Origin of the sequence: Acinetobacter sp. YH12239, assembly GCF_013417635.1 — a bacterium.
Taxonomy (GTDB): domain Bacteria; phylum Pseudomonadota; class Gammaproteobacteria; order Pseudomonadales; family Moraxellaceae; genus Acinetobacter.
The window spans coordinates 27,708-49,522 of record NZ_VPDP01000008.1; the positions used below are offsets into that span (position 1 = coordinate 27,708).

The following is a 21,815-nucleotide window of genomic DNA, read 5'->3' on the forward strand; positions in this document are numbered from 1 at the left end:
TAATGCTTTGAAAAAAGGACTCAATTGAGTCCTTTTTTAATCATCTTTAGCAAAAATATCTCTGGTATACACTTTATCTGCAACATCATTCAGTTCATCGCAATGACGATTACTAATAATTAAATCTGCTCTTTTTTTAAATTCTTCTAGTGTTTTGATGATTTTTGAGTTTTGAAATTTTTTCTCTGAAAGCGTTGGTTCGTAAATAATGATCTTGATTCCTTGCGCTTTGAGACGACGCATAACACCTTGTATTGCTGACGATCGAAAATTGTCTGAACCACTTTTCATGACCAAACGATATATCCCAACAATACTAGGGCATCTTTCCAAAATAGACTGAGCGATAAAATCTTTGCGAGTACTATTTGCATCTACAATGGCTTGAATTAAATTGCTTGGAACTTGATCGTAGTTGGCGAGTAATTGTTTAGTATCTTTAGGAAGGCAATATCCGCCGTAACCGAAAGATGGATTGTTATAAAATTTACCAATACGAGGGTCTAAACATACGCCCTCGATCATTTGGCGAGTGTCCAATTGGTGTAGTTGAGCGTAAGTATCTAGTTCATTGAAAAACGCAACGCGCATAGCTAAATAGGTGTTTGCAAAAAGTTTGATTGCCTCTGCTTCCGTGGAGTCAGTGAATAAGACTGGACAATCTTTTTTATAAGCACCTTCTATGAGCATGTTTGCAAATTGATGTGCTCGTTCTGAATTTTCACCCATTATAATTCTTGAAGGATATAAGTTATCCAGCAATGCTTTTCCTTCTCTGAGAAACTCAGGTGAAAATATAATATTCTGTGTTTCAAATTTACTTTTTAGTTGTTGGGTGTAACCTACAGGAACTGTCGATTTGATAATGATCGTCGCTAATGGATTGATACTTAAAATCTCAGTGATCACAGATTCAACACTTGAAGTGTCAAAATAATTGGTTGTAGGGTCATAATCAGTTGGCGTCGCAATAAGAATATAGTCTGCCTGAAAATACGCATCCACAGCATTAGTTGTTGCTTTAAAGTTTAATGGTTTATAACTTAGAAAATCAGAGATTTCTGTGTCTTGTATAGGTGAGATTTGCTTGTTCAATAAATTTACTTTGTTTTGATCAATGTCTAAGGCGGTGACTTCATGATGTTGCGCTAAAATCATCGCATTTGAGAGACCGACGTACCCAGTGCCGACAATAGTAATTTTCATTATTTTAGTTCAAGCCAGATTAAATTTAATTTGACAAAATAGGGTTTCTAAGACGTGACAATTTAATGAAGATTTGATTTCAATTTGGACGAGTTTGAATTCTTATCGTTCAAGAATATTTTAACTCTGTGGTATGATGCAGCTATTGATTCGGTGGAATAAAACGGCATGTCAATACATGAAAACAATGTCTTATTAGAAGAAGAGATTGCACAAGAACAGAACATTGTTTTGTGTATGAAGTGGGGAACCAAATATGGTTCTGAGTATGTGAATCGGCTTTACAATATGGTGAAACGACACACGACTGTTGATTTCCAGATGGTTTGTCTCACTGACCGTACAGAAGGAATTGATCCAAATGTTAAATGCTTTCCTATTCCGCCGTTAGCATTGCCTGAAGGTGCACCTGAGCGTGGTTGGAACAAACTTTCAACTTTTGAGCCTGACTTATATGGCTTAAAGGGTAATGCGCTATTTTTAGACTTGGATGTTGTTATCGTTGATAACATGGATGAGTTTTTCACTTATCCTGGTGATTTCTTAATTATTCATGACTGGAAACGACCATGGCGAATCACAGGTAATAGCTCAGTATACCGTTTTAAATTGGGCGCTTTCCCTGGATTATTACCATATTTTCGTGAAAACTTTGATGAAATTCGAAAAAAATTCCGTAATGAGCAAGCCTATTTGTCATGGTATGTAGATAAACATGCGAAGCAAACTTATTGGCCAGATAGCTGGTGTAAAAGTTATAAATATCACTGTTTACAAAAAATCCCAATGGCTTTTTTTAAGCCACCAGTAAAACCTGAAGGTGCTAAAATTATTATTTTCCATGGTGAGATTAATCCACCTGATGCTGTGAATGGTGGCGGTGGTAAATGGTACCGCTATGTGTTGCCAAGTCAATGGATTAAGGATGCCTGGCAATAGTTGCCTTTTAATGGTGGTTTATAATGCCTGTTAGAAAAAAAAGTAAATTCGAACAATGGTTCTCCTTTAGTCGGCATCAACGTCGTTTTGGTGCAGATGAGGTCTATGCGCAATTTGACGGTATAGATATTAATGCGTTGAAAGAAAACTTGATTGAAGGTGATGAAACACGCTATACCCATGGATCAGCAAAAGATTTAAAGCAGCATATAGAGCAGCTCAAAGATGAGTTCGTAGGTCAACCTGCGTTGAATCATTATCATGCTAGTCTAATTGTATTGATGCGCCGAGATGTTGATACGACAGATAACTATCTAAAATTTAAATCTTTATGGCTTAAAGAGCGAGATTTTTTACTGAAATCCTTAAATATACGATGGTTAATTTCAGCATGTGATACTTTCATTGATCATGATGAAGATTCTCTTCTGAAAGCAATTTTGATGAATGCAGTGGTTCTTATTAATACTTTAAAGCTTCAGGAAACGGAACGCTATTTATGTGATCATCAGATGGAAGAAAATCTAGAGTGTCTAAATCATTTACAGTCACAACGTTATGCTCTATTTGATGGTACATCTGCTTTTGCAGTGGGTACAGATGATACATTGAGAAATATGCGTTGGCGTTTAGACCAGATATGTACTGATCATCCATTAGGTCAATTGGTTATTGAAATTTTTGAGCGGATTAATCAAGACGTTAATGATACTGTCTATGTGCGTTTTAAAAAAAGACATACGCGTGAAAAAACACGTTGGTGGTAATCCATGCAGATCTTGATTATAAATCTTGAGCGTTCAAAGGAGCGTTTGGCTTTTCAGACTCAACAGTTTGATGATTTGGGTTTATCTTTTCAGCGTTTAGCTGCTGTATCAGTTGATGATATCGATGACTCACAATATCAATTATTAGGGTTTGGTTGGCAAAGACCTTTGCGTAAGGTGGAGGTAGCATGTTTTTTGAGTCATCAGAAAGCGTGGGAAACTGTTATTAAAACTAATGAACCAGCATTTATATTAGAGGATGATGCAGTCTTATCATGTCATATTCCTCAGTTACTTGAAGAAATACAAAATTATAATTTTAAAGATATAGATTTAATTAATTTTGAAGTACGTAGTCGTAAAAAAATTATTTCTAAAAAGCCAGAATATCAATTAGTCGCTGGACAAACTGCACTATATAATCTATATCAAGACCGAACAGGTGCAGCAGGATATTTACTCTATCCATCCGGCGCAAAGAAGTTATTACAACGTTTAGCAGAAACCTCACCTGCAATTGCTGATGCTTTTATTTTTAGCCATTATGGATTGAAGAGTTTACAAGCTGAGCCAGCCGCAATTATTCAAGAAGATCAAATGGTAGCTTATGGTCTTGTACCTGCTGAGCAGTTTGAGTCAGTGATCGGACGTTCAGAACATCACAAGCCAATTTATTCTTCTGCTATGGAAAAAAGAGTATTTAGAAAGAGACGGATCATCGGTCAGTTGGCTATGGGATATCGCTATATGCAAGTTATATTTAAAGCGCAAAAGCGATTTATTCGTCTCGATAAGGCACAGTTTTAACAATATTGAATATCGAATTATGAAGAAAAAAAAGGTTGTACTTGCTATTTTTACTTTACAAGGTAATGGTGCTGAACGTTTCGCATTAACTTTAGCTAAAGGAATAAATAATGCAGGGCATGAAGCACATATTGTTTATTTCAAAGATATTATAGATTTACCTATTCCTGATGGAGTGAAGACACACTTCTTTAATTATCAAAAATTTCGTGGCATACCTAAATTTATGCGCCAAAGTATCGCCGCCAAAGCCTTTGATCGCTTTGTGCGTCATCAGATTGGTGAGCCAAATTTGGTACTGTCCAACTTATATCCAGTCGATTTTATTTTAAGTCGTAGTCAGTTGCCAAATGTACATTTTGTGATTCATAACACCACTAGTTTGGAGTATGGTCAACGACTGACTAAGGCCTTTAAAAAGCAGTTGGGCAAAGTGTATTTAGCCAAGCCCTGTGTGGCGGTTAGCCAAGGGGTGGAAGCTGATTTTAAAGATATTTTTGGTGCTGATAGCAGGGTTCAGACAATCTATAATCCAATTGATGTCGATGCTGTTCGACACGCAGCATCAGAATTTATTCCTGATCTACCTCAGCCCTATTTGGTCAATGTTGGAAAATTTAAGCAGCAAAAACGTCATGATGTGTTGATTCATGCGTATGCACAAGCACAGCTGGATCTGCCTTTGGTCTTGGTGGGTACAGGCGAGCTGATGGCTGACAATCAGCGTTTATGCCAAGAACTAGGGGTATCGGATAAAGTTCACTTTCTCGGCTTTCAAAATAATCCGTATCCGTTTATTCAACATGCACAAGCGATGGTCGTGTCCTCAGACTTTGAGGGATTTAGTATTGCAATTTTAGAAGCATTAGCTTTAAATACGCCCGTTTTAAGTACGGATTGTCCATCTGGTCCTAGTGAAATTTTAGATAAAAATTTTTTAGTTCCGGTTGGTAATATTGATAAGCTAGCTAGTAAGATGTCTGAAATTTCATCATGCGATAAAATCTATAATCCTGCTTTATCTCGAAAATTTAAAGTTCAAACGGCTGTTGATGAATATTTAAGCCTTGGTGATTGTAGTGCACAAAGTTGAAGAAAAAATCAAGTTATCTGTCATTATTCCTGTTTATGGTGTAGAAGACTATATTGAAGACTGTATATCATCACTTTATAGTCAATTAACTACGGAAGTGGAATGTATTTTTATTAATGATGGTTCAAAAGATAGATCTATTGATATTTTAAAGAATTTTTTAAATAAACAATCCTTTAAAAAAAATATTAGGATTATTGATCAAGATAATCAAGGGCTAAGTATGGCACGTAATAATGGTGTTGATTTAGCTGAAGGTGATTATGTATCTTTTATTGATTCTGATGATTATGTCCTAAATGATTATATAGAAGAAATTATTAATGTGATTGATCATAACAAGAATGTTGATCTTATACATTTTAATGCGATCGAGGAAAACAAATTTTTAACTCAAAAACCACTTGTATTAGCTGATCAAATAGAGTTAATTAATAATGTAAATGAAGAGTACTTAAAGAGAATTTTTAAAAAAAACAAGTGGTATGCATGGTTGAGGGTTTATAAAAAAGACTTATTAAAAAACATTAGATTTCCTAAAGGTTATTATTTTGAAGATATGCTTGCTGTGCCGTTTTTATATAATGAAAATATAAAAATTTATGAATTAAATAAAACATTAATTTTTTATAGGTATAGACCATCTAGTATAAGTAATTGTAGTGTTAATGAAAAACACTTAGAGAGTTTATTTTATGGGGTGGATTTATTTAGAGACAATCGTGATAAGTGTCACTTTAAACAAGTGTATATTCATTTAATATTAGGATTATTTAATAATTATATAAAAATGAATTTTAAAAAGTATTGTTGTTTTATCAACTCAATTAAGTTTAAAGATTTGAATTATATTAAAAATAATTCAAATGAGTTGCATTGGAAAGTAAGGTGGATGTTGAAAACCCCTAAATTTTTTTACCTATACAAAAATTGGCTAGGGCTTAGAAAACATAAATAAATATAACAGGGTATTTACAGTGTTCTATTATTTATTATCTGCATTTCCTTTAAGCACCATATAAATTAATGCTGCGATAGTACCAAAACCTGCAATAAAACTACTGGTACTGAAATAAACAATACGTTGATAAGTTGTTAAGTTAAACAACTGTTCATTCAAAATATAGCGCATAAATGCCCACTGCACGATGCAAAATACAATAATAATGATTGTATGACGACGAACATCAGGACGCATAGCCATATGAATGAACTCTTAAATATTTTCTGAGATTATGCCATTTTTGAGCGTTTATCTCAATGAAATAAAAACCCTGCAGTTGCAGGGTTTTTATTTAGCTCAACAAAACGTTATTCTTGTGATTCAGCTTTTGGTTTTTCACGTAAGCGAATACCAAGATCACGAAGTTGAGTTGATTCAACTGGTGCAGGTGCTTGTGTTAACGGACATTCCGCAGTTTTCGTTTTCGGGAATGCAATCACATCACGGATTGATGAACCACCTGTCATTAGCATCACAAGACGGTCTAAACCGAATGCCAAACCACCGTGTGGAGGTGCACCATAACGTAGAGCGTTCAATAAGAAGCTGAATTTCTCTTCTGCTTCTTCTTCACCAATACCTAAAGCTTCAAAAATTGCTTTTTGCATTTCTAGGTTGTGAATACGAAGTGAACCACCACCGATTTCAGTACCGTTAAGCACCATATCGTAAGCTACAGATAATGCTGCACCTGGGTTGTTCTTCACTTCTTCTACGCTAGATTTAGGCAGCGTGAATGGGTGGTGAACAGAGGTCCATTTGCCATCATCAGTTTCTTCAAACATTGGGAAATCAACAACCCAAAGTGGTGCCCACTCGCAAGTTGCCATCTTCATGTCATGACCGACTTTGATACGTAAAGCACCCATTGCATCGTTTACAACTTTCGCTTTATCTGCACCGAAGAATACGATATCGCCATTTTCAGCACCTACACGTTTTAATAGATCAAGCACGATTGGCTCGATGAATTTCACGATAGGAGATTGTAAGCCTTCGATACCTTTTTCAAGCTCATTGACTTTAATATAAGCTAAACCTTTTGCACCGTAGATACCTACAAACTTAGTGTACTCGTCGATTTGGCTACGTGGAAGAGAGCCTGCACCCGGTACGCGAAGCGCAACAATACGACCTTTAGGGTCTTTAGCAGGACCTGCGAATACTTTGAACTCTACATCTTGCATTAAATCTGCAACGTCAACGAGTTTAAGTGGAATACGTAAGTCTGGCTTGTCAGATGCATAGTCGCGCATTGCATCTGCATAGGTCATACGTGGGAACTTATCAAATTGAACATTAAGAAGTTCTTTAAACATCTTAACTGTTAAACGTTCCATTAAATCCATGATGTCATCGTCACTCATGAACGATGTTTCAACGTCGATTTGTGTGAATTCAGGCTGACGGTCAGCACGTAAGTCTTCGTCACGGAAACATTTAGCAATTTGGTAATAACGATCAATACCACCCACCATTAACAACTGTTTGAACAACTGTGGTGATTGCGGAAGAGCGTAGAAACTACCATTTGATACACGGCTTGGAACTAAATAGTCACGCGCACCCTCAGGAGTCGCACGTGTCAAAATAGGTGTTTCAACGTCTAAGAATCCATTTTCTTCGAAATAGTTACGAATAAGGTTTGTTAATTTAGAACGGAAACGTAAACGCTCTAACATTTCTGGACGACGAATGTCCAAGAAACGATATTTCAAACGAATTTCTTCTGAAATATTAGTATTATCATCATTTAATGGAAATGGTGGAGTTTCAGACGCTGCTAGAACTTCAATTTCTTTACCTAATACTTCGATTTGACCACTCACCATGTTGGCATTTTCAGTACCAGCATAACGACGGCGAACGCGACCAGTAATTTTTAATACAAATTCAGAACGAGCTTTATCAGCTGTTTCGAAAGCTTCTGGTGTATCAGGATCAATAACCACTTGAACTAGACCATCACGGTCACGCATATCAAGGAAAATTACACCACCGTGGTCACGGCGACGGTGTACCCATCCGCAAAGTGTAACGGTTTGATCAATTTGAGCTTCGGTTAATGAACCGCAGTAATGAGTTCGCATCATAGCGTTAAAAATCCAACTATATGGGTTAATGAAAGCGTATACGTAAACAGCGTAACGCCTTTATACAAAGGGTGAATTATGCCTCTTTGAGACTACAGTCACAAGGAGAAGATTATGAAAGCCCTATTATTTAATGCAAATTTAAAATTAAGACGATCCTTCGAATAATTCCAATTGATCTAAGAGTTGAAAAACAAGCGTACAAATCGCAAACGTCAATAGAAAGCCTCTAAAGAAATAATTAATTGAGAAGCCAATGTAACCATATAGGTCATTTAAAATGGCTGTATTGTAATTAGAGTTGAAATGAATAAATCCAAATAATCCACCTAATATTGAAATTAGCACGGATACCACAGCAAAAATAGTGATAGAACGAGTTACTCTGAATGGTTGACGGTAAGTACAAAAATACTGTTTTGCAAACCATAAAATAAAGGGCAAAACGATAATAGAGGTACCGACCTGTAAAATTCGATGGAGGGGGTAGTGTTGTCCGAAAAGATTGATTTGCTTAGCTAATAGGTCATGAAAAGCAAAGGTTCTGTAATCAACATGAGTTAAACCATCCCAAAGGATATGACTGCTGATACCCAAGATTAATGAAATATTGATCAGCACCAAGAATTGAAAGACAGATCTAAAGTTCGAGAGTTTTAAGGGATTGTAAATACCAATCCATCTAAAAAAAGTAGGTCGTAATAGTGCATACCACAATAGACAGAATGCCATTCCCACCAATAAATTGGGATATAGCAATGCGCTCCATTGATGTGAGATTTGGATATGTTCGTCTGTAAAAAGACGAAATAAGTCAGGGACCATGCAACCAATTGCTAGAGCAGAAATAGGAAGTGTTCCTTTCGATGCTTTATGCAAAATTGGTGCGAGTACAGCATGTGAAATTGTAAAGGGCATTGCTGAAATATATCAAAAAAATGCTATCCGAATTTTATAGATTAACATTGATATGTAACCCATTGGTTTAATTATATGAAGCTAATTAATTTGGAGTAAATGAATGAAATATGATTGAAGTTTGGTTGAAATGTTATATTATAACAATAATTGTAAATTCTTGAATTTTGAGCTTGTCGTATGAACTTTCATAAAAATATCATCACTGCCTCCGTCTTAGCAGTGATAGCATCCGCAGCACATGCTGATCAAAAACAAAAAAATGTTCAATTAGATACAATTTCTTCTACCGCACATCCATTGGTTCAAACAGCTGCTGACTTCGCTGTAGCGGATCATGTGATTGATCAAAAAAAATTATCCGAAAGACCAACAACCATAGGTGATGCGTTAGCCGATGAGTTGGGTGTTTATTCTAATCAATATGGAACAGGTGCAAGTCGTCCTGTGATTCGTGGCCAAGATGGACCGCGTGTAAAAGTTTTACAGCATGCTTCTGAAACTGCTGATGTATCAACACTTTCTCCTGACCATGCCGTAACGGTTGATCCTATTTTGGCGAAGCAAGTGGAAGTTATCCGAGGACCTTCAACATTACTGTACGCAGCTGGAACTGTGGGTGGTTTAGTCAACGTGACTGATCAAAAAATACCGACACAAATGCCAGCTAATGGTCTAGAGGGGCAAGTGGGCGTCCGCTACAACTCTGGGAGTGATGAAAAACTTGCGAGTGCAGGTGTAACAGCAGCTATAGGTGAAAATTTTGCACTTCGTGTTGAAGGCACGAAGCATAAAGCCAATGATTATATCCCTTTCAAAGGTTACTTCACTGAACATCATCATGAGGGTGAGACAGAGCCTCATCGTGAAAGTGCTAAACGTGTAGACAATACCTTCTCAGAAGGTCAAACAGTTAATGTCGGCGGCTCATGGATCCATGATCGAGGTTTTGTAGGACTGTCATATAGTAATCGACAAGATCAATATGGTTTACCAGGTCATAGTCATGAATATCATGGATGTGAGTTGCATGGAGATCATTTCCATTGTCCACCACCTAATTTAGCGCACGATCATGAACACGAAAATGTTGCAGGTCCATGGGTTGACTTAAAATCTGAACGCTATGATTTGCGAACTGAATTAAATGATCCATTAAAAGGATTTGAAAAGCTGCGAGCTCATTTAAGTTTTACAGATTACGAACATGATGAACTAGAAGAAAATGAAGTTATTAGTAACTTTAAAAGTAAGGGGTATGATGGTCGTTTAGAGTTGGTTCATATACCGTTGTTAGGTTGGGAGGGTGTTGTAGGTGTACAAGCATCTCAGCAAAAAATAAAACTAAATGCGCCTGAGGGACATGACCATGATGAAGTTGATCATGGTGACCATGATCATAGTGATCACGATCATGAACATCATGGCCATAGTCATGATGTGTTGATGGCGGATACAAAAACCAATAAGTACAGTTTATTTGCATTAGAACATAAACAGGTTGGTCCTGTGCATGTCGAATTGGGCGCTCGTGTAGACCATCAAAAAATTGATGTCGATTCCAATCAAAAGAACTACTCAGGGACTGCTGTTTCAGGATCAGCTGCAGCTAATTGGGAGTTCGCTCCAAATTATAAGTTGTCTCTAGTGGGGTCTCATCAACAACGTTTACCGCTAGCTCAAGAGTTATATGCAGATGGTCTTCATTTTGCAACAAACACATATGAGCTAGGTAATCCAGATATTGATAAGGAAACATCAAATAATCTAGAGGTAGGTCTCCATTATGAAGGTGATCAGCTCGATTATCATGTTCATGTTTATCACAATTGGTTTGATGACTATATTTATGGTGCAACTGTAGCTCAACAAGGCAATTTACGTGGACTTAAATATACGCAGGATAAGGCACGTTTTTATGGAACTGAGGCTCAGCTAGGCTATCAAATTAATGATACTTACAAGGTGAGTGTGTTTGGTGATTATGTAAGAGGCAAGATAGAGGGGGAAAATGCTCCACGTATTCCTGCTGGACGACTTGGTACAAAGGTGGAAACCAATTTTGCGGATGGATGGTCTGGTCTGGCAGAATACTATCATGTGTTTAGACAAGATAAGATTGCACCAATACATGAGACCGAATCCCAAGGCTATAACATGGTCAATGTTGGTGTGTCTTATGCTGGGCAGTTAAACAATCGCAACGATTATCGCGTTTATTTAAAAGCAAATAACTTGTTGGATGATCAGGTTTATTCGCACAATTCATTTTTATCTAATATTCCACAAATTGGACGTAATTTCACCGTTGGCGTTGAATACGGATTTTAATTTAATCCAAAGTTTTAAAAACAGTTTAATGCTTGAAAAAACGTAAATTAAAACCTAGTCTGAAAGTATCGGACTAGGTTTTTTGTTATGCGTCTATTTAAACGAATTCACCATAAATTAAATTGGTCAAACCGACGTTATGTTGGTCTGATTCTTGGTATGCTGACCATCGGCTATTTAGCCTCAGCGCTTTATCATATTTATAAACCATTACCAGAAGGGCTTAATTATTCCGGTAAATTACGGCATGCAAATGTGAAATTCCTAGCAGACCAAACTTATATAGATACGGCGGGTCAGCGACAGCAGCATCAGATTTTTGATGAAATTCTCAATCTTATTGAGCAAGCGCAAACCACAATTGTGTTAGATATGTTTCTGTTCAATCCTGAAACTGGTCAGTCTCAAAATCAACATCGCGCCTTAACACAAGAACTGACCCAAGCACTCATTCAAAAAAAGCGTCTAACACCGAATATTGAAATTAAATTAATCACTGATCCTATAAATTCAGTTTATGGTGGAATAATCCCAGAGCACTATCGACAACTCAGACAAGCAGGAATTGATGTCATAGAAACAGATTTATCACCATTACGCGCATCGAATCCACTGTGGTCGGGCATTTGGTATTTTTGTTGTCAGAGTTTAGGAAATAATGCTGAGAAAGGTTGGTTAAGTAATCCTTTCGGGGAAGAAAAAATTACCATTCGAAGCTATTTAAATCTTTTTAATTTTAAAGCGAACCATCGTAAAACCATCATAGTGGATACATCCGAGGGATGGAAAACACTAGTGACTTCAATGAACCCGCATGATGGAAGCTCAAGCCATTCTAATGTAGCACTTGTGGTCGAAGGGCATACAGCTGTTGATATTTTAAAAACTGAACAATCAGTGGCTTTATTTTCTAAAGCAAATATTCCAATGGTTATTGTGGGAGATGTATCAGAAGATAAACAGTTGCCACAAGTGCAAGTACTGACAGAAAAAGCAATATATGATGAAGTGCTGAAACTGATTGAATCTGCTCAAGATGCTGATGCAAAAATAGATTTGGCAATGTTCTATTTATCAGAGCGAGAAATTATTGAAGCCTTAATTAAAGCTCACCAACGCGGTGTTGAAGTTCGTGTTTTACTAGACCCGAACAAAGATGCATTTGGACGTACTAAAAATGGTATTCCAAATCGTCCTGTCGCGACAGAGCTCTATAAAGCTGGAATAGACGTACGCTGGTGTAATACACAAGGTGAGCAGTGCCATTCAAAAATGATTATTAAGCGTAGTTCAAATCAGGTTGAACTGATTTTGGGGTCGGCTAATTTTACTGCTCGTAATTTGAAAAATTATAATTTAGAAACTGATTTACGTGTTATTGGCTCTTCAAATCAGCAAGTTTTTAAAGATGCAGTACAGTATTTTGATACTGCTTGGATGAATTTAGAGGGTAAGCAAATGAGTGTTGATTACTCAGAATATGCAGAAGATTCAAAAATGAAATATGCCATTTATCGATTCATGGAATGGAGTGGTCTCTCAACCTTCTAAAAAAAATCCCTCGAAAGAGGGATTTTTTCATTTATTATGGATTCGGCGGAACTAATTTATCGAGTTCCTTATCATCAATCTGATCGAGCTCTTTAATATCGGTTTTAATTTTCCACTTAGACTCATCCTCAACAGGTTGAGGTAAACGTGCTTCTAACCAATCACAAACCACATCTGGCGTAAAATCAGGATGATTACACTGAATCACCCAAGATAAGAATTGTTTCGCCTCACCATTCATATAGGGTGGAGGAGACACAGGTAAAAACTGAGTGGGTAGGCGTTCATTTTTAGAAATGTAATTTAGTACATGACCAAGTTCTTGAACCGTTTGCCAAGCTAAGGCATGGTCGATATTGATTTGAAATTTAAACCACCATGCATGTTCACCATCAGTGCCATAAGAATCGATATAGTTTTCTTGGACACTCGGAACTTTACAAAAAAATTGGTGCAGGCGATCAAAACTCATTTCAGGCACGGTGGATAATCTCGCAAAGTTAAAAATGGTTAGTCTAGCAGATTTACAAACAGACTCATGCAGATAAATAAAAGGTCTAAAGTATTAAATTTAAAATTTTAAATAATGTTCAAGATTTCTACATGATTGATCTATATTTAAGCTTTAGAATGAGTGTTGAAAACAAAAGTAATCTTAAATTTGGAATGAGGTAATAGAGATGAACAATACATTATTGGTTAAGACTCTATTGGGTTCAGTGATTCTTTTAATAACGAGTCATACTTTTGCAGATAGTTGGGCTAATTACCAAGGTTCTAAGGTTCGACCTGTAAAACCAACACAGACTCCAATATATACTGGTAATGCAGATCGTCTAAGTAAGCCAGTCCCATTGCAACAACCACGTTTTGCTCAGAATAAACCTCAATTAAAGCGACCATATCCTCCTTATCCAGCGTATCCGCAGCAGAATGGGATTACAGTGATCTATCAACAGTCTTTACCGACCACGACGACATATTCTAGCAAGCAGTCAAGCTTCGTAAATGGGCAGGGTGGTACTATTGAAATGAGTCAGTATATGCTGATTTCAGATTGGCGTCGTTATGGTCTTCCTGCACCACAAGTTGGAATGCATTGGATATACCAAAATGGTCGATATATCCAGATGCCAAATGATCGTTAGATGCTTGATCCAATTTGTCTAAGCCATCTTTATCTAAGCCAACTCATCATCTTCAGGGCGTGGTGTTTTTCCAAGTGGTAAAGGTTTATCTTGGTGTTTATCTCGGATCACTGATGGAAAATTCCAAGAAGCAAAACGCACGACCAATATAGCGAATGCTAGGATTAAAATTGATCCTGTAATAATGACTAAATCAATATCAGCTTTATGGTCATGTTGAATATCTGAAATTAACAGACGTGTCAGGGCAGTGATGGCGATATAGATCAGAAATCTGACGGGCATATGATTGGTCTTAAAATAAATACCTACCATCGCACCTAGCTCTAAATAGATAAATAACAACAGAATGTCATCAATCGTTGCATATTGTTTTACCGTAAGAATATCAATCACGGTATGTCCTGCAGACCAAATTACCATGCAGCCAATAATAAAGAGCGCAATATAGTGGAAGCTCTCAACTGCTAGATTTCCAAAACGATCTAATAAGGATTCGATTTTTTCTACGCTAATATCTTTTTTACTCATGACATCTCCTCCTCTGAAAAAACCTGATGGTTTCATTGGAGTGATGCAAAATTCATGCTCATCTTACGCCTAAGCAGGGAAGAGTATTATGAGTTGCTTTGAAAATAAGTAAATTTCAGATAAAAAAGCCTGAAGAATCAGGCTTTTTTAAGATAAAACTTATGATTGATTTGTGAAGTAATCTTCGCTAAATCCCATCACGATTTCAGAGCTAGCTTTGATGCGAGCTAAACGTGTATTTAATTCAGGTAAAACGCGTTGGATGTAGTAGTTCACCAAAGATAATTTGTTCTCATAGAACTCACCTGATTTTTCACTCGCAGCTTTAGCAATTTTAGCAAACATATAGGTAAAGCTGAGTAAGCCTACCGCATGTAAATAATCAACCGCAGCAGCATTCGCATAATCAGGATTTTCCGCAGCACGTTCAAGAACAACTTGAGTAATCAATTCAAGTTCAGTTGCAGCATCAAGAGTGGCATCTTTGATGTAATTTAAGTCCGCATCTAATGCATTTGCAAAGTCACGAATTTCTTCGATATATTCTGCGATGAATTGACCATTACATTTAATCGTTTTACGACCAATCAAATCTTGTGATTGAACGCCGTTCGTGCCTTCGTAAATTTGTGAGATACGAAGATCACGGATACATTGTTCCATACCCCATTCGCGAATATAGCCGTGACCACCAAAGACCATTTGGGCATCTAGAGTCGCATTGAAAGCAGTGTCTGTTAAATATGCTTTTGCGATTGGTGTGAGCAAAGCAACACGATTATTTGCTTTTGCAACTGCTTCTGGATCCGTCGAGAACTTTGTAATGTCAAGTTGTTGACCTACATATACTGCAAATGCACGTGAAGCTTCATTGTTCGCACGAGCATTTAAGAGCATACGACGTACATCACCGTGTACAAGAATACTATCAGCAGGTTTATTCGGAGATTTCACGCCTGTTGCACTACGACCTTGTAAACGATCAGTTGCGTATTGAGCAGCATTTTGATAAGCAAATTCAGAAGCGCCTAAACCTTGGATACCCATGGACAAACGTTCATAGTTCATCATCACGAACATTGCAGCAAGACCTTCGTTTTCTTTACCGACTAAATAGCCTTTTGCACCGTCAAAGTTCATCACACATGTTGCAGAGGCTTTGATCCCCATTTTGTGTTCAATAGAACCAGGGCCTACAGGGTTACGATCACCCAAGGTACCATCTACATTCACTAAGAATTTAGGTACAATGAACAGAGAAATACCGCGTGAACCAGCAGGAGCATCAGGCGTTTTTGCTAATACAAGGTGAATAATATTTTCAGCTAAATCATGGTCACCACCGGTAATAAAGATTTTCGTACCCGTGATGTTGTAAGTACCATCTTCATTACGTTCAGCCTTAGTTTTAATAATGCCTAAATCAGTACCTGCGTGAGGCTCTGTGAGACACATCGTACCTGACCATTCACCTGAATAGATTTTAGGAAGATAAGTTTCTTTTTGTTCTTGAGAAGCATAGCTATTTAATGCCATACCCGCACCCACAGAAAGAAGTGGGTAAAGCATAAATGATGGGTTGGTTGCAAAAAGCATTTCATCTGCAAGCACAGTCAGCATTTTTGGCATGCCTTGACCGCCCCATTCTTCGTCAGCACCTAAGCCAATCCAACCACCTTCTGCATATTGTTGGAACGCTTCTTTAAAGCCCGCTGGTGTGGTAACAGATCCATTATTATAAGTTGCGCCTTCTTCATCACCTGTGCGATTTAGGGGAAGGGTTACGTTTTGAGCGAATTTAGCCATCTCTTCTAAAATAGCTTCAGCTGTCGCAGCATCAACATGAGCTAAATTCTCATTTGATTGCCAAAATTGTTCAGCTTGAAATACATCATTCAAAATGAACTTCATATCTGTAAGAGGCGCATTATAGATTGGCATTTTCGTTCACCTTTTTTTGTTTAAATATCTTTAGTTCTTAGCAGTCTATCGAAGCATATTAGGACTTGTTAGACGACTAAAGGTTAATATCTCGAATTATTTATAAAGAAAAAGGACGGCCAAATCTATGACTGTCCTTTTTCTTTTTACACATATTTAATATGGATCATTAGAATGCAAAATGTTCAGCATCTAAAGTCATTAATGGTTCTAATCCACCTGCAATTACGTCAACATGTGAGCGAACGCGTGGAAGGATCTTCTTGAAGTAGAAGCGAGCTGTCGTGATTTTCGCATTGTAGAAGTCAACTTCAGTTGAACCTGCTGCAAGTTGTTGTTGAGCAACTTGAGCCATGCGAGCCCATAAGAATGCTAGTGTTACATAACCAGAGAAGTATAGATAATCTACGGCAGCAGCACCGACTTCATCCGGGTTTTGCATCGCGCGCATACCGATCTGCATAGTTAAATCGCCCCATTCTTTGTTGAGTGCAGCCAAAGGTTCAACAAACTCTTTCAAGTCTGCATTATCTTTGTTTGCTTCAGCGAATTTGTGAATGATTTTGGTGAAATCTTTCAACATCGCACCTTGAGTTTGCAGTACTTTACGACCTAACAAATCAAGTGCCTGAATTTCAGTGGTACCTTCATATAAGCAAGCAATTCGTGTATCACGAACAATTTGCTCCATACCATGCTCTGAAATGAAGCCGTGACCACCAAATACTTGTACGCCTTTGTTTGCAGCTTCATAACCAACTTCAGTTAAGAATGCTTTAGCAATTGGCGTTAATAATGACAGAATATTATCTGCAAATTTACGTTCTTCTTCAGTCACGCCTTTCTCAACGATATCAGCATAGTGAGCAAGGTAGTACACTAGAGCTCGACCACCTTCAGCAAATGCTTTTTGCGTTAAGATTAAGTTGCGAACTGCTGGATGCACAATAATAGGATCTGCTTCTTTTTCAGGTGCTTTAGGACCAGAAAGTGAACGCATTGCTAAACGATCTTTCGCATATGCCAAAGCACCTTGGAAAGATGATTCAGCAGCAGACAAACCTTGTACAGCTGTACCAATACGTGCAGTGTTCATGAAGGTGAACATTGCATTCAGACCACGGTTTTCAGGGCCAATCAAGTAACCTGTTGCACGATCAAAATTGATCACACATGTTGCGTTACCATGGATACCCATTTTATGTTCAATCGAACCACAACGAACAGCGTTGCGCTCGCCAACTTCACCATCAGCAGTTAAGTTAAACTTAGGTACGATGAATAATGAGATCCCTTTAGTTCCCTTCGGAGCACCTGGTAAACGCGCAAGAACGATGTGAACAATGTTGTCCGCCATGTCATGCTCACCAGCGGAAATAAAGATTTTCTCACCTGAAATTGCAAAGCTACCATCTGCATTAGGTTCAGCTTTTGTGCGGATAATACCAAGGTCAGAACCTGCATGAGATTCTGTTAAACACATGGTACCTGTCCACTCACCTGAAATCAGTTTTGGTAAGTAAGTATTTTTTTGCTCTTCCGTACCATGGTGTTCAATTGTACGAACTGCACCATGAGATAGACCTGGGTACATACCCCATGCCCAGTTCGAAGAACCGATCATTTCAGAAATGATAATGCCTAAAGAGTTTGGTAAGCCTTGACCACCATATTGTTCTTCAGCAGCTAAAGATGGGAATCCTAATTCTATGTATTTTTTATATGCTTCTTTGAAGCCTGTTGGAGTAGTAACTACACCATCATTCCAAGTACAACCTTCACGGTCACCTACTTGGTTGAGTGGAGATAATTCGTTTTCACAGAAATCTGCAGCAGCTTCTAAATATTGATCAACCAACTCACGGCTTACGTTTTCTTGGAATGCAGGGAGTTTTGAAAAGTGTTCTTCAGCATTTAATAATTCATGCAAAACGAATTGCATATCACGTAAGGGCGCTTTGTATTGTGGCATATCGGGTTCCTCAATACTGGTTAAACCAGATTTATAATCCTAATAAAAAATGTCGTGTCATCCACGACACCTATTTTGTTCTATTACATCGTGCAATAAGTTATTGCTTGGTACAAGTTTTATAGCCATATTCTGTGTGACTGTAAAGTCAAAGAAAAAATATTAATTTTGGCTAAGTGTTTAGAGTGTAAAGTTTTTTCGTGAATTATATGTGAACAGAATAGTCAAAAACGTAATAAGTTATGACATAAAAAAAGGCGCAACATGCGCCTTTTTAATATTCAATCACTTAGTCGTGAGTTGAATTGAATTATGCGGATTTTTTTAAGTCTGGTTTAACGAGTGGTTGATTTGGTTTGAAATAAACTTTACATACACCGTTGATAGTCTGTTCACCCACTTTGATTTGAACTTTTTTACCGTCAGTTTGTCCATTGCATGCTTGAAGTTTTGCATTTTGACGAACTTGCTGTTGCATCAAACGTTGATCAAATTTTTGAACAAGCTCAGCACGTTTGGCATCTGTGAGCGGTTCACCTTTTTGTGAACGGTTAGCTTGGACCGAAGTTGGCTTTTCAGCTTTAAATTGGGCACGTGCTTGCTCATGCATTTTTTTCATATCAGCACGATCCGCTACGAAACGGATATGACAAGTACCATCAATATTTTGTTTATCAGTTTTGATTTGAACAGTTTGACCGACAGTTTTGCCGTCGCATGCTTGACGAATTTGCTGCATCATCGCTTTACGGTCAGCACGCGCTTGTTTGAATTGCTCGCGTTGTTCAGGTGTTAAACGTTCTTTATGATGATGTTTTTTATCATAGTGACCCCTTTTAATGTCTTGAGGTGCTTGAGTCGTTGTTTGACATGCTGTGAGTGCGCCCATACTGATTAAGCCAGTGGTCACCAATACAATTTTGTTCATCGCTTTCATTATGTTTATCCCCAAAGTTGTTTGGATTCGGTATAGGTAAAGATTAAATAATAAAGATGAAGAAACAATGGAGAGTTTTTTGAATCAGTGTTAGATACAATACTGAAAAACGAAGAAATAATGTGAGTTGAATTTGAATATACGTCGCGTACCAATCGCACTACGCTTATTTTTTACAGTACTGTTAACGACATTGCTCATTACGACAGTTAGCTTAAGTGTGCTGCATTGGACGATGCAAAAAAACTTCACCAAGTATGTAGCTGATGTAGAAATGCAAAAGCTTGATCATCTGATCGATAATTTAGCGGGCGTATTCTCTGTTTATCAGGATTGGGGTAATGCCGTTCAAGCTCAGATTTTACAAATTGAAGGTGAAGCTGCACCCGATGATTATGATCGACTATCACGTTGGTGGTTACGTCGCCAATATGATATTGCATTGCAACAGCGTTATTTCAAAGAGCATACATTAATTAGCGAAATTGAGTCACAAAGAACACAAACTATTAGTCCTGAAGAGCTGAAAGTCTTAGAAGAAAATTTACCTTCTGCATTTCAGCCATTTGAAGGATTGCGTTTTCCCTTGAGTTCAAATCAGAATCAGACAAGAACCACGAACAGTTCTGATAAATCACATGAAAATAAGCTTTCTAGTTTGAGAACTTCTGAATACCAGCAGGGCAAGAAACTATTTATATCTATGTCTGATCACTTGGGTTTAAGTTCTAGACTTTCCTTATACGATGCAAAACAACAGTTTATCTTGGGTGAGCCGTCAGAGAATATGGTGTCGTATCGACCGATCACAGTTGATGGAAAGATTGTGGGGTATCTCGGGCTAAGACCTGTTTTAGATCAAGATGATGCTTTAAGTATTAATTTCTTTAGCAATCAAAAGCGTTATTTATTTTTAATATATATTCTGACATTTATTTCGAGTTTGGTTGCTGCCTTATTATTAGCGACTTATTTTAAAAAGCCAATTCAACGCTTATTGAATGCAACACGAGAATTAACCAAAGGGAATTTTCAGCATCAGGTGAAAGTAAATCGTAACGATGAACTTGGCGATCTTTCGACTGAAATTAATCAGTTAGCTGTGATTCTAGATCAGCATGAAAATTCTAGAAAGCAGTGGGTTGCAGACACTTCGCATGAGTTAAAAACGCCGCTGGCTGTTTTGCAAGCACAAATTGAAGCAATGCAAGATGGAATACGTAAACCAACGCCTGAACATTTTGCTTCAATGTTGGCACAAGTTTCGAGTCTGAAAAAATTAACACAAGATTTGGCTGCGTTAGCACAAGCTGAAGCACAACAACTCAATTTTGATTTCAATGAAATTGACCCTTGGAGTGTCGTGTTAAATGAGATTGAAAATTTCAAACCTAAATTTGAACAAGCCGATCTCACGATTAGCGCAGAGGGGCATGGAACGAAATTACAATTAGATGTAGATCGTTTTAAACAAATTATGGTCAACTTACTCGGTAATACTATTCGCTATACGGAAGCTGGTGGAAGAATTCATGTGCATACGATCGAAAACGATAAGACTTGGTCGGTGATTGTTGACGATAGCCCATTAGGTCTTACTGATGAGCAATTGGCTCATTTAGGTGAGCGTTTCTATCGAGCGGATGATTCTAGAACACGTAGCACTGGCGGAACTGGATTAGGTCTAGCATTATCGTGCAAAATTGCACAAGGCATGAAGGGCTCCTTGAAGTTTGACCACTCACCATTGGGTGGATTGCGCTGCATCCTCACATTTCCAAAGAAATCGTTTTAAATTGAAGAAGGGTGACATATGAAACATGTGATGCTGGTTGAAGATGAAGTAGAACTTGCTCAATTGGTGCGAGATTATCTTGAAGCAGCTGGCTTTGAAGTCAGTATGTTTCACGATGGTCAAGAGGCTTATGATAGCTTTTTACAACGTAAACCAAGTCTAATGGTTTTAGATTTGATGGTACCTCGTATGGATGGTCTCACGATCACCCGTAAAGTCCGTGAGCTGTCTGATTTGCCTATTATCATGGTGACAGCACGTACGGAAGAGATTGATCGTGTACTTGGTTTGAATATGGGGGCGGATGATTATGTGTGTAAACCATTTAGCCCTAAAGAGTTAGTTGCTCGTGTTCAAGCAGTTTTGCGACGTTTAGATCGTAAAGCAGAACCTGAAGAAAATAATTTATTCCGTATGGATAAAGGTCAACAACGAATTTGGTATCAAAATAAATCTTTAAATTTGACACCTACAGAATTTCGACTTCTTGAATTATTTTTAGAACACGTAGGTCAGGTGTACTCTCGTGCGCAATTATTGGATCATATCAACCCAGACAGTTTTGAAGTGGCAGATCGTGTGATTGATAGCCATATTAAAAACTTGCGCCGTAAAATCTCGGATGCCGCGGAAACAGGTAATCGCCATGAATGGGTTCAAGCTGTTTATGGGGTGGGATATCGTTTCGAATATCCTGAAGATTGATTCTTTGTGATAAAAAAAAGCGAATCTAGAAGTTCGCTTTTTTTGGGTGCGTTGGTTTTGGTTAGGGTCTCTACAATT

The 21,815-nt window shown here is 37.7% G+C and carries 19 protein-coding genes; 10 read left to right on the forward strand and 9 right to left on the reverse strand.

Going from position 1 to position 21,815, the window contains the following annotated elements; genetic code table 11:
* Positions 1 to 36: 36 nt before the first annotated feature.
* Positions 37 to 1,206: a nucleotide sugar dehydrogenase gene (locus tag FTV17_RS08650; protein ID WP_179998942.1), complete on the reverse strand. Its 1,170-nt coding sequence runs from the start codon at positions 1,204 to 1,206 to the stop codon at positions 37 to 39.
* Positions 1,207 to 1,374: 168 nt separating this feature from the next.
* Between FTV17_RS08650 and FTV17_RS08655 the strand changes: the two genes are divergently transcribed.
* The 5 genes from FTV17_RS08655 to FTV17_RS08675 are packed head-to-tail and all read left to right on the forward strand — an operon-like array spanning position 1,375 to position 5,770.
* Entirely contained in the window at positions 1,375 to 2,145 is a 771-nt protein-coding gene (locus FTV17_RS08655; protein ID WP_179998943.1) for a glycosyltransferase, read from the forward strand.
* A gap of 23 nt (positions 2,146 to 2,168) precedes the next feature.
* Positions 2,169 to 2,912 (forward strand): hypothetical protein, encoded by a 744-nt coding sequence (locus FTV17_RS08660; RefSeq protein ID WP_179998944.1) that lies wholly within the window; start codon positions 2,169 to 2,171, stop codon positions 2,910 to 2,912.
* Positions 2,913 to 2,915: 3 nt separating this feature from the next.
* Positions 2,916 to 3,719 (forward strand): glycosyltransferase family 25 protein, encoded by an 804-nt coding sequence (locus FTV17_RS08665; protein ID WP_179998945.1) that lies wholly within the window; start codon positions 2,916 to 2,918, stop codon positions 3,717 to 3,719.
* Positions 3,720 to 3,738: 19 nt separating this feature from the next.
* Positions 3,739 to 4,812 carry a glycosyltransferase gene (locus FTV17_RS08670; RefSeq protein WP_179998946.1) on the forward strand — a complete coding sequence of 358 codons (1,074 nt, stop codon included), beginning with the start codon at positions 3,739 to 3,741 and terminating at the stop codon, positions 4,810 to 4,812.
* Complete coding sequence (locus FTV17_RS08675) at positions 4,799 to 5,770, forward strand: glycosyltransferase (protein ID WP_179998947.1); 972 nt, start codon at positions 4,799 to 4,801, stop codon at positions 5,768 to 5,770. The genes FTV17_RS08670 and FTV17_RS08675 overlap by 14 nt, the downstream gene beginning before the upstream one ends.
* A gap of 27 nt (positions 5,771 to 5,797) precedes the next feature.
* Here the strand turns inward: FTV17_RS08675 and FTV17_RS08680 are convergent, their stop codons facing one another.
* The 3 genes from FTV17_RS08680 to FTV17_RS08690 form a co-directional block, all read right to left on the reverse strand.
* Positions 5,798 to 6,016, reverse strand: coding sequence for a hypothetical protein (locus tag FTV17_RS08680; RefSeq protein ID WP_179998948.1), 219 nt, complete (start codon positions 6,014 to 6,016; stop codon positions 5,798 to 5,800).
* A 107-nt stretch (positions 6,017 to 6,123) separates the two neighbouring features.
* A complete protein-coding gene (gene aspS / locus FTV17_RS08685; protein WP_035265578.1) occupies positions 6,124 to 7,908 on the reverse strand; it encodes an aspartate--tRNA ligase in 1,785 nt (594 codons plus the stop codon).
* Positions 7,909 to 8,055: 147 nt separating this feature from the next.
* Complete coding sequence (locus FTV17_RS08690) at positions 8,056 to 8,826, reverse strand: DUF4184 family protein (protein WP_179998949.1); 771 nt, start codon at positions 8,824 to 8,826, stop codon at positions 8,056 to 8,058.
* Between the two features lie 180 nt (positions 8,827 to 9,006).
* Between FTV17_RS08690 and znuD the strand changes: the two genes are divergently transcribed.
* Positions 9,007 to 11,157 (forward strand): zinc piracy TonB-dependent receptor ZnuD, encoded by a 2,151-nt coding sequence (znuD, locus tag FTV17_RS08695; RefSeq protein ID WP_179998950.1) that lies wholly within the window; start codon positions 9,007 to 9,009, stop codon positions 11,155 to 11,157.
* Positions 11,158 to 11,244: 87 nt separating this feature from the next.
* Positions 11,245 to 12,708, forward strand: coding sequence for a phospholipase D family protein (locus FTV17_RS08700; protein ID WP_179998951.1), 1,464 nt, complete (start codon positions 11,245 to 11,247; stop codon positions 12,706 to 12,708).
* A gap of 34 nt (positions 12,709 to 12,742) precedes the next feature.
* Here FTV17_RS08700 and FTV17_RS08705 read toward each other — a convergent pair whose 3' ends face one another.
* Positions 12,743 to 13,189 carry a hypothetical protein gene (locus FTV17_RS08705; RefSeq protein ID WP_092767573.1) on the reverse strand — a complete coding sequence of 149 codons (447 nt, stop codon included), beginning with the start codon at positions 13,187 to 13,189 and terminating at the stop codon, positions 12,743 to 12,745.
* Positions 13,190 to 13,388: 199 nt separating this feature from the next.
* Between FTV17_RS08705 and FTV17_RS08710 the strand changes: the two genes are divergently transcribed.
* On the forward strand, positions 13,389 to 13,856 hold the full coding sequence (locus FTV17_RS08710; RefSeq protein WP_179998952.1) for an RcnB family protein: 468 nt from the start codon (positions 13,389 to 13,391) through the stop codon (positions 13,854 to 13,856).
* Positions 13,857 to 13,889: 33 nt separating this feature from the next.
* Here the strand turns inward: FTV17_RS08710 and FTV17_RS08715 are convergent, their stop codons facing one another.
* From FTV17_RS08715 to FTV17_RS08730, 4 genes are all read right to left on the reverse strand, one after another.
* Entirely contained in the window at positions 13,890 to 14,387 is a 498-nt protein-coding gene (locus FTV17_RS08715) for a phosphate-starvation-inducible protein PsiE (protein ID WP_035265636.1), read from the reverse strand.
* Between the two features lie 159 nt (positions 14,388 to 14,546).
* Positions 14,547 to 16,328, reverse strand: a complete 1,782-nt coding sequence (locus tag FTV17_RS08720; protein WP_179998953.1) for an acyl-CoA dehydrogenase C-terminal domain-containing protein — start codon at positions 16,326 to 16,328, stop codon at positions 14,547 to 14,549.
* A gap of 169 nt (positions 16,329 to 16,497) precedes the next feature.
* Positions 16,498 to 18,300, reverse strand: a complete 1,803-nt coding sequence (locus tag FTV17_RS08725; protein WP_179998954.1) for an acyl-CoA dehydrogenase C-terminal domain-containing protein — start codon at positions 18,298 to 18,300, stop codon at positions 16,498 to 16,500.
* Positions 18,301 to 18,610: 310 nt separating this feature from the next.
* On the reverse strand, positions 18,611 to 19,237 hold the full coding sequence (locus tag FTV17_RS08730; protein WP_179998955.1) for a hypothetical protein: 627 nt from the start codon (positions 19,235 to 19,237) through the stop codon (positions 18,611 to 18,613).
* A gap of 133 nt (positions 19,238 to 19,370) precedes the next feature.
* Here FTV17_RS08730 and baeS point away from each other — a divergent pair, with 133 nt between their 5' ends.
* The gene (gene baeS / locus FTV17_RS08735; protein WP_179998956.1) at positions 19,371 to 21,032 is read left to right on the forward strand and encodes a sensor histidine kinase efflux regulator BaeS; all 1,662 of its coding nucleotides are present in this window, start codon (positions 19,371 to 19,373) and stop codon (positions 21,030 to 21,032) included.
* An 18-nt stretch (positions 21,033 to 21,050) separates the two neighbouring features.
* Positions 21,051 to 21,737: a response regulator gene (locus FTV17_RS08740; RefSeq protein WP_179998957.1), complete on the forward strand. Its 687-nt coding sequence runs from the start codon at positions 21,051 to 21,053 to the stop codon at positions 21,735 to 21,737.
* The last annotated feature ends 78 nt before the right edge of the window (positions 21,738 to 21,815 follow it).